8 protein-coding genes are annotated in these 12,329 nt (G+C 48.7%); 5 read left to right on the plus strand and 3 right to left on the minus strand.

What is annotated here, in order from left to right; genetic code table 11:
• The first annotated feature begins 100 nt into the window (after positions 1-100).
• Positions 101-757, plus strand: a complete 657-nt coding sequence (gene istB / locus ACYVAA_RS13095; protein WP_460542380.1) for an ATP-binding protein — start codon at positions 101-103, stop codon at positions 755-757.
• 675 nt (positions 758-1,432) lie between these two features.
• Here the strand turns inward: istB and ACYVAA_RS13100 are convergent.
• On the minus strand, positions 1,433-1,690 hold the full coding sequence (locus ACYVAA_RS13100) for a helix-turn-helix domain-containing protein (RefSeq protein WP_460542382.1): 258 nt from the start codon (positions 1,688-1,690) through the stop codon (positions 1,433-1,435).
• Positions 1,691-2,051: 361 nt separating this feature from the next.
• On the opposite strand from ACYVAA_RS13100, the gene ACYVAA_RS13105 reads away from it, so the two are divergent.
• The 4 genes from ACYVAA_RS13105 (at position 2,052) to ACYVAA_RS13120 (ending at position 10,377) form a co-directional block, all read left to right on the plus strand.
• Entirely contained in the window at positions 2,052-2,204 is a 153-nt protein-coding gene (locus ACYVAA_RS13105; RefSeq protein ID WP_460542384.1) for a hypothetical protein, read from the plus strand.
• A 634-nt stretch (positions 2,205-2,838) separates the two neighbouring features.
• On the plus strand, positions 2,839-4,428 hold the full coding sequence (locus tag ACYVAA_RS13110; protein WP_460542386.1) for a TlpA family protein disulfide reductase: 1,590 nt from the start codon (positions 2,839-2,841) through the stop codon (positions 4,426-4,428).
• Complete coding sequence (locus tag ACYVAA_RS13115; protein ID WP_460542388.1) at positions 4,425-7,598, plus strand: SusC/RagA family TonB-linked outer membrane protein; 3,174 nt, start codon at positions 4,425-4,427, stop codon at positions 7,596-7,598. The genes ACYVAA_RS13110 and ACYVAA_RS13115 overlap by 4 nt, the downstream gene beginning before the upstream one ends.
• A gap of 1,393 nt (positions 7,599-8,991) precedes the next feature.
• Positions 8,992-10,377: a RagB/SusD family nutrient uptake outer membrane protein gene (locus ACYVAA_RS13120; protein ID WP_460542390.1), complete on the plus strand. Its 1,386-nt coding sequence runs from the start codon at positions 8,992-8,994 to the stop codon at positions 10,375-10,377.
• 817 nt (positions 10,378-11,194) lie between these two features.
• Here ACYVAA_RS13120 and ACYVAA_RS13125 read toward each other — a convergent pair.
• Together ACYVAA_RS13125 and ACYVAA_RS13130 are read right to left on the minus strand one after the other, a co-directional pair.
• Complete coding sequence (locus ACYVAA_RS13125) at positions 11,195-11,479, minus strand: DUF6520 family protein (protein ID WP_460542392.1); 285 nt, start codon at positions 11,477-11,479, stop codon at positions 11,195-11,197.
• 206 nt (positions 11,480-11,685) lie between these two features.
• Positions 11,686-12,156 (minus strand): MauE/DoxX family redox-associated membrane protein, encoded by a 471-nt coding sequence (locus ACYVAA_RS13130; RefSeq protein WP_460542394.1) that lies wholly within the window; start codon positions 12,154-12,156, stop codon positions 11,686-11,688.
• Between the last annotated feature and the right edge of the window lie 173 nt (positions 12,157-12,329).

Genomic DNA, 12,329 nt, shown 5'->3' on the forward strand with positions numbered 1-12,329 from the left:
TTAAACTTGATCTTTCAAAGGTGGCACGGTTCGAACCGAAATCCGAACTGGAAATGGCACGGTTTAAACCGAAAGGCCTGGCACAGTTTGACCGAAAAGGGTGGCACAATTCAAACCGTTATATCCAGACGAACTGTTGGCCTTTCTGGTGGACAGCGAATGGGAGTACAGGCAGAACAAAAGCATAGACAACCTCATACGGCAGGCCGGCTTTAAACAGGCCGCTGCGGCCACCGATATTGATTACCATACCTCCCGTAACCTGGACAGGGGACTGTTTGAGAGGTTGCTCGGACTGGCCTTCATCAAAAACCGGACGAACATCATCCTTACCGGGGCCACCGGATCCGGAAAAAGTTACCTGGCCCAGTGCATCGGGGTCAGGGCCTGCCAGCACAGGTATAGGACGCTTTATTACAATACGGCCAGGTTTTTTGATGCGGTAAGACTGGCCAAGCTGGAAGGCTCCTACCATAAACTGCTCAAAAAGCTCGAAAAAACCCATGTGCTCATCTTGGACGACTTTGGCCTGGCCCCGATGGATGGACAGGCCAGGATGGCCCTTATGGACATCATGGAAGACCGCTATGAGAAAAGTTCAACGATCATTGCATCACAGATACCGGTCAGCCAATGGCATGGAACCATTGGTGATGACAGCATTGCAGATGCCGTGCTCGACCGGCTCGTGTACTCCTCACATAGGATAGAACTGGAGGGAGAATCCATGAGAAGCAAAAAGAAGTTGGACAATTAAATTTTAACCCTATTATTGCACTTGGAAAGTGGCCCAATGATTCCCGGAATCCGTGGCCCAGTATGCGCCGGAAACACTGGCCCAGCATCGCCGGAATAGACATTAGGACATGTGAAGCGAATACTAACATGAACAACCGATTGCACAATCCTTTAGGAACATAAAATTTGAACTTCATTCCCTTGAATTAACACATTAAGCGGCTAGTACGATGGAACTTCTAAAATTATGCCCCGCCTAAAAACTTTTTTATGCAGGCCAACAACCCAATTTAAAGATAATCCCACTTTTTCCTTTAATTTATCGAATGAGTGTTTAATGATCAATAGTTTATTGTTGTTATTATGTCATTAGCTGTCGTTATTATACCATTTATTGTTCTGCTTTGGCAAAGGTGCTTTTCATCCCGTCGTGTAGTTCTTATCATTAGCCTTCCGGAATAATTTTCTCAATACCGATTGGGGTATTATTTAACAAAACCAAATAAAGAAGCCCTCTAATCGGAGGGCTTTCTTAATTTGTTGAATAGGGTTTAAACAACTTATCTTAATTTCTTAGCTTCCTTAATTTAAGAAATTTGAAAGATTAAATCCACTGTCTATACAAATTTGGTCGGTTTAAAAGGGGATTAAGTGATCTTTCAAGAAGTAATGATTGCATTACACATTTTTAAGTCTATCTTTCTATATCTCCAAAATCAATCCCAAAATCAATATCAATGATTTTTTTTGGGTTTACTCCATATGCTTTAGATAATTCAATAATTGTAGAGAATTGAATATCCTTTTTTCCTTCTTCATATTTTTTTATGTCAGCAAAATCAAGATCACATCTGAGAGCTAGTTCTCTGTAGCTTCTTTTAGATTCTTTTTTTAGAACACTTAATCTTTCTCCCAATAATTTTAACAACCGCTCCTTTTCTTCAGGTTTCATTTTTTCTTAACTGATGAAAAAGAAATATGTGAGAAAAAAGAATAAATTTTGTTGGTCTAAAAACCAACAATTCAATATTTATTTCTATATTTGTAATAAGTGAAATTTCAAAATTAGAAATGGACCTATAATTTTGCGAATGAAATAAAATCATTTTTGATGCATTCGCACTTTGCGTCTCTTAACTGAAAACCGCCAAATTCTTTTAGGAACGAGACAATAAGTGGGGAAATGCTCACGCCTTTGGCGTGGGCTACTCGCTTGCTCGTTCCAAGGTGCTTGGCGGTACCTCAGTTAGAGTGGGAAAGAGGGCCTGCGCCTTGTTTTTTACCTTGAGACGTTCCATGAAAACTTAAATGCTATGGAACAGAAAACAAAACATTTTTCAGCGTTTGACCATTCGATGGTGAAACCGATCAGTAAGGAACAGAAATCATCCATTTTTGTCCCCTACCAATCCGGTATCACCATCTTCGACCTGGTCTTCCGCCGCAAACCGAAGAATCCTATATAATAGTATTTAGTATTGAGTCGTGAGCATTGAGCTTTTGATTACAGAAGCTATAGGGATACTTGCTACTGAATACGGACTATATACCGATACCGAATTTCCTAAAATACTATCGAACCTAAAATCGGTATCCATTTTTACGAAAAGCTGTAGTTAGATCAAACGAGCTCATTACTCATGACTAGCTACTCAAGACTTCAAAATTCGGAGGCTGCATTCGCCTGGGGGACGCCGCTCGCGTCTGGTAGGGCAGCCTGGCCTGGGGCTTTAAGCACTGGGGTTTAATCAATTTCTTATAAATGTAGAAGGAGAAGGAGTAGCTAGTATTGAGTCGTGAGCCTGCCTGGCGTCAGACAGGTATTGAGACTTGATTTCGTTTACGAGGCCGAAAGTCCTCCGGTTGCTGAGCTTGTCGAAGCATTAGGAGGTAAATAACGGCTTCGGAAAGCGGGATTGCTTCACATCTGGCCCTTTGGCCCTTCGACAGGCTCAGGGACCGACGGGACCAAATGTTCGCTATGACGGAGAATAGGACGTTCTCGTCTCCGTAAACCAGTCTTTAATCTAGCGTCTTTAGTCTCTTCGGTTGCTGAGCCTGTCGAAGCACCGAAAACTCTCTACAAAGACCTTAATAACTATGAAAGCGTTAACAAAAAACTGCTTCCTGGCACTGCTATGCCTTTTCGGAAGCGAAACCCATTCCCAAGTTGCTTCACCTCCTGCCACGGAGGGGCCGGAAAATGCTCCGGCCCCCGTGGTGGTGTATTTCGAGGTGAACTCACCTGCGCCCATCGACACCTTTACGGTAAGCTTCGGTGCCCATTACCTGGACGGCTTTGCCCGGCTGCCAGAACCGGACACAGAGAAAATAGTTTCCCAGAGTGGTTCCGTCTATGGCGGCAATGCAGGCAAGGAATACATTACCTACCGCAGTCCTGCCTTTTCGGATGTCGGCTACCTGACCATCAATGGGGGCAAAGGCACCTTTATGGAAAGGGCACTGGTCTCCCCGGGGGACAGCGTCGCCATCAGGGTGGACCTGGAAAACGGCCATACCTTCTTTTCGGGCCCGGATGCACGGAAGTACCGCTGCCAGTACGAACTGCATTTGGCCCATAGGGCATACATGGCACAGGTGCCCCCCGTGATGTATACCGGCGATACCACAGCCCATTTTGAAGAGGGAAACAACCGTCAGGATTACCGCATGGCCATGGAAAACAGCATCCCCATGTTGCTGCCCATGCAGGTGGTGTCCTATGGTGACGGCTCCATCCCCTATATCCGCTCGGTCCTTGGGCTGGAGGTAAAAGACCATCCCGGATACCAGGTGCTGCGTGCCTATTCGGAGGTACTGGACAGGGATTTTATGGCCAGCATGGAAAAGGAACTGGAAGGGAGGATCTATGGGGAAAAGGTACAGGCTTTTATGCGCTCCTTTCGGCATACGGAGGCATTCAGGGCCCTCTATCAGGAGACCATTGCTTCCCTTCCCCTTGACCGGAACGGGGACGTTTTACGGAGTTCCCCCCATTACCTCGATTACCTCTTTGACCGCTGTACGCTCAGGGCCATTCTGGAAGGCATTCCCATCTATCAGGTCTATGGGGAATACAGTGCAGCGGTACGGGACCGGCTGATCGGAAAATACCTGGTCAGGTTCTACCGGCAGCTGTCCTCCCCGGAAGAGAAATTCACCCAGGGCCTGGCCACGGTGGAGACCCCATGGGTATTGGAGACGATTTCGGGGCTCTATCAGGCGCAAAAGGTGGGCGCCCCTTTTCTGGAAACCGGGTTTATCGGCACTGACGGCAAACCGGTAGCTTCCGAAAGCTTCAAAGGAAAAGTGGTACTGCTGGACTTCTGGTTTACCGGCTGCAGTGCCAGCTCCAAGATGCACCACAATTACCTCCGGCCAGCCACAGAGGCCATCGGCAGGACAGGGGATTTTGAACTGGTCTCCATCTCCAGGGACAGGGACAAGGCCAAGTGGCTCCAGAGTATCCGTGAAGGGAAATATACCGATGAGGCATACACCAACCTGTGGACGGGAGGTCCCGACCACGAGGTGCTGGAATTTTACAATATCCATGCCTTCCCCACCCTGATGCTGCTGGACCGGGAGGGTAAAATCCGCAAAGTCGGCAACTTCCCCGAGGATCCCCAAGAGCTTGCAGAGCTCATCGACCAACTTATTGCAGAACCCTATCAGACCACAACACCATGAAACAACTTCTACTGATTATTATAGTATACTATGGGCTTTTCAGTTCCCTGTATGCCCAGACAGCCTATCCGGTAAAGGGGCAGGTGCTGGAAGCCATCAGGGAAGTGCCCCTGGCCGGGGCCCTCGTCAGGGTGGCCGGTACCGAAACCGCTACCGTGACCGATGAAAACGGAAACTACCGCTTGCAGTTGCTCGGAGGCAAGCATCGCCTGGAGATCAGTTACCTGGGCTTCCGCCCGCAGACCGTGGATATTTCCGTTCCCATGGATAAAGAACCTGTCACCATATTGGTGGAGGAAGGCCTTTCCATGGCTGCCGTGGAGGTGGTGTCCACCGGATACCGGCAGCTGCCCCGGGAGCGCTCCACGGGGTCCTTTGTACAGCTCGACGAAAAGCTCCTGAACCGCAGGGTGAGTACCGACCTGATGGACAGGATAGAGGACCTTGCGCCGGGCGTACTCTTTAACCGTGATGCCCGCTCGGGGAGTGATCCCATCAGTATCCGGGGAAGGAGCACCCTGTTTGCCAATACCCAGCCCCTGGTGGTGGTCGACGGCTTTCCCTATGATGGACCTTTGCAGCATATAAACCCAAATGATGTGGAAAGCATCACCCTCCTAAAAGATGCCGCGGCCGCCTCCATCTGGGGTGCCCGTGCCGGAAACGGGGTCATCGTGGTCACTACAAAAAAAGGAGCTTATGGAAGGGCTATTGCCGTCAGCCTGACCAGCAATGTGGCCCTGATTGAAAAGCCCGACCTTTTCTATGAACCCCAGATGGACATCGGGGAATTCATCGGGGTGGAGAGGGCCCTCTATGACAAGGGCTTTTACCATTCCCGCATCAACAGCGCTTCGAAACCTCCCCTTTCCCCGGTGGTGGAAGCCTTGTATGCCGCTGAGACAGGGGTGATCAGCCAACAGGAAGCCGAAACACGGATGGCCGGGTATAAAAACAGTGACATCCGAAGGGACATGGAAAGGTACTTTCTCCGTCCGGCCCTCCATCAGCAGTACAGCCTGGGTCTCTCCGGAGGGGACCGGGCCCACCGCTATGCCTTTTCGGTGGGCTGGGACAAAAACAGCGCCCCGGTCAGGGAAAACGGCAATGAACGCTTTACAATGAAGGGGGATATGGGCTGGAAACTCTGGAAAGACAGGCTGGAGGTCAGTACAGGCATGTACTTAACGGGATCGTCCGGGCAGAACGGAACGGGACTGCCTTCCGGCTCCCCTTATGAGAGCCTGGTCGATGGTCAGGGAAGGCCCATGGCCCTGATCAGGGATTACAGTCTCCGTTTTGTGGAAGAGGCAGAAGCAGCCGGGCTGCCCAACTGGCAATATGTTCCCTTGGATGAAATCGGCCTGGTTGCTGATCTGTCCCGGGCCACTGACCTAAGGCTGAATACGGATACCAAAGTGACCATTGCCCGGAATTGGAAAGCGTCCCTCTCCTACCAGTACTGGCAGAACCGCAGCGAAGCGAGGACCGGCTATCCGCTGGAATCTTATTTTGCCCGCAACCTGATCAACCGCTACGCACAGCTCAATGGGGAGGGCAACTGGGAGTACCCCGTGCCGGTGGGCGGCATACTGGACCTTGGTAATGGCCGGGATGACAGCCATACCTTCCGTGCCAGGACGGATTATAATAATGCCTGGGGCAAACACCGGCTGGATGCCCTGGCAGGTTTCGAATTACGGGACTGGGAAGGCATCGCCGATCAGAGACGCTACTATGGCTACGATGATGATAGGGGGCTGAGCGTTCCGGTAAACCTGGTGGACCGCTTCCGGCTGTACCATAACAATTCGCTGAATACCATCCCCGGCAATGACGGGCACAGCGGCCTGACCGACCGTTTTGTTTCCAGTTTTGCCAATGCCGCCTATTCCTTTGACAATAGGCTGTACCTGACGGGAAGTGTGCGTAAGGACGCCTCCAATCTCTTTGGCGTGGACGCCAACCTCAAGGGAGTTCCCCTGTGGTCTGGGGGAGCAGGCTGGACCATCAGTGAAGAAGGTTTTTACGGGGCAGCCTGGATGCCCTACCTCAAGCTGAGGACGACCTTCGGGTACAATGGCAACGTGGACAAGTCCCTGAGTTCACTGACCACGGCTTCCTATTTTATTTCAAGGAGCTCGGCCCCCGTCCCGGGAATCCGTAATGCCACCATCATCAATCCCCCCAACCCTTCCCTTAAATGGGAAAGGATAGGTATCTGGAACACAGGCCTTGATTTCAGTTCCAAACACGACCGGATAGCAGGAAGCCTGGAATATTACATCAAACACGGCAAAGACCTGATCGGGGAGACACAGTTTCCGCCTTCCTCGGGAGTGACTTCCTTTACCGGTAATTTTGCCGAAACCCGGACCTCGGGCATCGACCTGACCCTTTCTTCCCTGAACCTGGACGGGTCCTTGACCTGGCGGACCAACCTTGTCTTCAGTCACCTGAAAGAAGAGGTCACCGCTTATGGCATTCCCTCCACCACGGGACAGTACCTGGGGCTGGGAACCGCCCCTATGGAGGGAAAGCCCCTGTTTTCCATTTACAGCATGCGCTGGGGAGGCCTTGATCCGGATACCGGGGATCCCCTGGGCTATGTGGACGGCGAACTGAGCGACAATTACAATTCCCTGCGGACGGGCACCGTTCCGGAGGAACTGGTATACCATGGCCCTGCCCGGCCCACCACCTTTGGTGCCCTGAGGAATGATCTGGAATGGAACGGTTTTTCCCTGTCCCTGAACATGAGCTTTAGGATGGGCTATTATTACCGCAGGCAGTCTGTCAACTACTTCGACCTGCTAAACGGCAGGATTACCCACAGCGACTATGCCCTGAGGTGGCAACAGCCCGGTGACGAACGCCATACGGATATTCCTTCTATACCTACCTCTTCCAATTCCTCGAGGAATTACTTCTACCAGTTTTCCGAACCGTTGGTGGAGAAAGGAGACCATATCAGGCTGCAGGATATCCGTCTGGGCTACCGGCTGGATAAGGGGAAATACCCGTCCCTACCTTTCCGGACGGCGGAACTCTATACCTATATCAACAATGTCGGCATGATCTGGAAGGCCAGCGATGATCCATTGGATCCCGATTACAGAACAGGCAGGCCTTTGGGGAGCATTGCAGCAGGAGTAAGGGTGGACTTCTGATGATGGAAAAATGCCGTTTTATCCTTTTCCCCGTCACGGTTCGGGCGACCACAGGGAGTCCGTGGAAGTCTCACCTTTTACAGGTGAAATTGCCCCCTACTACCCTCCCCCTTGCCTTTTGACAGGCTCAAGGACCAAGGGTGAGGAATGGATTGCGATTACAAGATCATAAAGTCCTCTCCGTTGCTGAGCTTGTCGAAGTATAAGGAGGATTTAGGAGGTGAAAAAACACTTTCGGAAAGGGAGAGTGCTTTGCCCGGCTTACCGGGATCTCCTGCCTGCTACAGGTAGGCAATGACGGACAAAGTTTAATTTCGATTCGGTAAACAAGTCTAGTGTCCAGTGTCTTACGTCTAAAATCTTTACAAAGTATCGAAGACCATGACATTCTCGCCTGTCAGGCTGAGCGGAGGCGAAGCCCCTGTGACCAAGTCTCAATACTAACTACTCAATACATAATACTAAAGAAAACAGCTTCGTCCATCAAATCAATTTATGTTCAACTTAAATCAATTATTCAAACTCGGTTATCTATAAGGTGATGGGCGGAGCTTGTTTTTGAGGGTATTAAGTATCAAGAAAAAGATGAAAGAACAAAGATCAAAGGTATTCCGTTACTGCGATTCTCGGGATATAGAGGTCCCTGAGCTCCGGTTGCCGAACTTGTCGAGGTATCAAAGGGGCGACCTGCACCAAGAAGAAGCAGTCTCTTATTCAGAAACCGGGAATGACTTTCCTCCGGAAGGTGGCCGCTTAGGTTGACATTCGTTCTCAAATCTGTAATCCAGTCTTTTGTCTAGAGTCTAGTGTCTAAACAGAGAAAGAAGACCAAACATTCTCGCCTGTCAGGCTGAGCGGAGTCGAAGCCTCTGTGACCAAGTCTCAATACTAACTACTAACTACTCAATACTATCAACAAGTCCCTTACCGCACACTTTCTTCATATGTAATCATACATCATTTCAAGCCGCGGGAAATGTTTCCAGACGGGAAACCGGGACTTTTTTAGTAGCACGTAGCACGATGACAGTATCAAGATAGAATAAAGGCCTGCTCCGAGGTATCTCGGAGAGAAAAGAACAAAGACTGGAGTTCGAAGACGAAAATACCTATTTCTACGTCATACGATCCGCCCTGTCGGATGCTGGGCAGGCTTGGCGGAGAAGTAATCTTACCTTCAACAGGCGAGATTACATCATTTTGACCATTTGGCACTTCGATGCTTCGACCCTTCGACCCTTCGACAGGCTCAGGGACCGAAGCTCAGGGACCGAGGCTCAGGGACCGAAGCCCAGCAACCAAATTGGCCTTCATTCACAATGACGGATTCGAGGGCGGTTTCGCTCCCGAAACCAGTCTTTTGTCTAATGTCTAACATCTAAAATCTAAAAAAATGAAACATAACCTCAAACCCACTCTTACCATCATGATCATTTCCCTATCCTTTTTGGCCTCCTCCTGCCAGGAGTTTTTGGATGTCAAGCCCCGTAAAGATATAGTGGTCCCCAGGACCCTGGAAGATGTTCAGGCCCTGCTGGACAATACCAATACCTTTAATAACAGCCCTTCTATAGGGCTTTGGGCTTCAGATGATCTGGTGACCAATGACCAGGGCTTTATGGGGTTCAGGGAAGATTGGGTACGCATGGCCCATACCTGGGACAACCAGATCTTTTCCAATCCTGAAGACGGACAGGCCTGGAACAAGCCCTATCAGCAGATTTTATATGCCAATATCGCTTTGGAGACCTTGGCCGGTATGGAGATAAGCGAGGCTGAAGAAGAACAGGCTGCGCGGATAAGAGGCACAGCCCTCTATTATAGGGCCAGTGCCTATTTTGTATTGTGTCAGCTGTTTGCTCCTGCCTATGGGACAGAAAATGCCTTGGGCGTCCCCTTAAAACGGGAGACGGATGTAAATCGATGGGAGAAAAGACCGGGACTGGAGGAGAATTATCAACAGATGCTGGCAGACCTGGAGGAGTCCCTAAGCCTCCTCCCTGATAATACCATCTACTGGACGCGCCCATCCCTTCAGGCCGCGCATGGGCTGTTGTCCCGTATTTACCTGGCAATGGGAGATTATACAGCAGCCGAAACCCATGCCTCCACCGCATTGGACTTGGGCGGGGAACTGTTGCTATTGGCAGAGGTCAAAAAAAGTCTGGATATGCCCTTGCCTCCCTATTTCTATCCCATTCCCAGGGGAAACCGTGAAGTACTCTTTTACGAGGCTATATTTTCAGTTTCAGACTTATATTCCCCCAATTTGATGGTGGCGAGTGAGCTGATAAGCCTGTATGAGGAGGGAGACTTAAGAAAGGAGCTTTACTTTTACCCCAATGAACAAACCGGAGGATATAATTTTATTGGAAACTATACCGGAGATTACCTCTTTTTCTCCGGGCTGACTGTTTCAGAATTACTCTTGACCAAAATGGAGTGCTTGGCTCGAAGAGGAGCGCTCGAAGAGGGGCAGGGGATTTTTAACAGCTGGCTGCTTACCAGGTATGAAGAAGGGAGCTTTCAGCCCAGGAATGTTCCAGGTGCCGATGAGTTTCTGGAAGCCGTATTGAGAGAGAGAAGGAAGGAAATGGTAGGAAGGGGTCTCAACAGATGGATGGACCTAAGGCGGTTAAATTCCGACCCCAGATTCGCCAAGACCATCATCAGGAAGGTCAATGACAAAGAATATCGGTTAGTACCCAATGATGCCCGTTATACCTTTCCTATTCCCGCCAATGAGCTCCAGTTAAACGATTTGGTTCAAAACCCTTAACCCATAATGCAGTCCCGTCAGCTGAGCTGCGGGACTAATAACTAATTATTAAATGCCTGCTGAGCTTCGGCGGTTTAGTCTAGATGGTTGGTTATTATGGGTTGTATTCGGTGTCCGACCTTCCGTGCCTGAACCTTGGTGGCTGAGTCTCGGTGACTGAGCCTTGGTGGCTGAGTCTTGGTGGCTGAGCCTCGGTGACTGAGCCTTGGTGGCTGAGCTTGTCGAAGCCCCAAGCCCGAAGCCGAAGAGCCTGCTGAGCGAAGTCGAAGCAGAGACTTGGGACTAGTCTTCTCCCAGTTATTGGACTCCGCTTATTGACCGTTATCCATAAGATTGAAAATGATCTAAAAGTAATCAATACCCTAATACTTATAATGAGCGAGGAGAGTTGGTCAATCTGGAACAGACAGCCGGTAATACCAGTATCGATTATACCCATGATGGCGGAAAAAAAATAGCCCATGTACAAAACAAGAGGCTGTCACATAAGTAGATTTCTCGTATGACTACACAAATAGGATGTTTTTGTAATCTGTGAGCCAATGGAGTAAGAATCCGCCCCAACGGGCAAACTTATAATAGCCTGGGGTGTAGCCCCAGGCAAAAGTAATCCACATATGTCATCAGTTTTGGTCGGATAAATATCAGGAGAGTATCCTCCTTGTCGCCAAAACCCCTAGATTTCATTTGAGAAGTCTACCCAAGACAATGTAGATAATTTCATAATCGCCAGCTATCAGAAATCCTATTTCCATCCAATACTTGGCGACCAGATTCTAATCACGACCTATGAGACAGCCTCTATTTTCCTAACTGATTATTCTGGAATCAGTGAAGACCCTGGAACAAATTCCCCCTCTTCTGAAGTAATCGGATGGTTGAGATCCTTTTCAGAATAGAGACAGGTCTCAGTGGCTGAGTTACACTGATATTGATCGGGACCTGGACCCATACTGACATTGGTCACATCGTACCAGGTTTGCCCACTATCAGGTGTGCCAAACTCCGAGGAGAATTCTCGCTCTGGCATATTGAATGCGAATGCTCCTACCATGGCAAATATCAATGCCAAAAGAGGGATGTTTTTAATTAACTTTTTCATTGTTTTATGCTGACTTTTAACTATCAAAGCCGCGAACGTTTAAAAGTGTTTGCCTACTCTATTCAGGATTTTCGGCATACTCCTGTTACTGCCAGAAGCCTGTACTGATTCCACCTAGTATACCGGCCTCATGGAATCGGGCAGTGTATTTCTTTTTCTTTGACCGCAGTATTCCATAGACAAATGAGAGGAAGCAATCTCCCTTCTCAAGTATTAAACCTCACTATTCCATACACCCCAATCACAATAAACACCCCATTGAAAGCCAAATGTTCTTCCCAACTCATGGCCTCCATAAAGCCTGCACAAGAACAGGGAATTCGCTCAAATGCTCCGGTCCACACCAATCCGATATAGGTGGTAAAAACCGTCATTAACAGAGTTGAAAAAATCAGTCCCAATTTTCTGGTGGTTTTTAAAACCAGCATAACAGCGAATCCCAATTCAGCAATAATGATAATTGGAGCTAAGACTTTAGCCCATTCTTGGGGGAGGGGTTGATTCATCATTGCCTGCTGGAATTCCCCAAATTCCATGAGTTTTTCCATTCCTGTAAAAGACCACAATAGAATGAATAGTAGTGTGGGACCTTGACCCAGCAATAATGTGTGATGATGGTTTAACTTCATCTTAAAACCTAATAAGGTATTTGGTGGTAAAAGTGACTTATTTCCCATGATCTGGTTTTAAATATTTCTATAGCAAGTTGTGAGATCCTTCTTTTTTAAAAAAGCAGAAATGGATGAACGTTATTTCAGCAAAGGTGAAGCGCTCTCCTAAATGGGTGAACAAAAATTGCCCCTCTCTAATTACCAAATCATTCCTTGCTGGTTTCAAGGGAGGAATGCTC

It is taken from the genome of Echinicola sediminis (genome assembly GCF_054777495.1).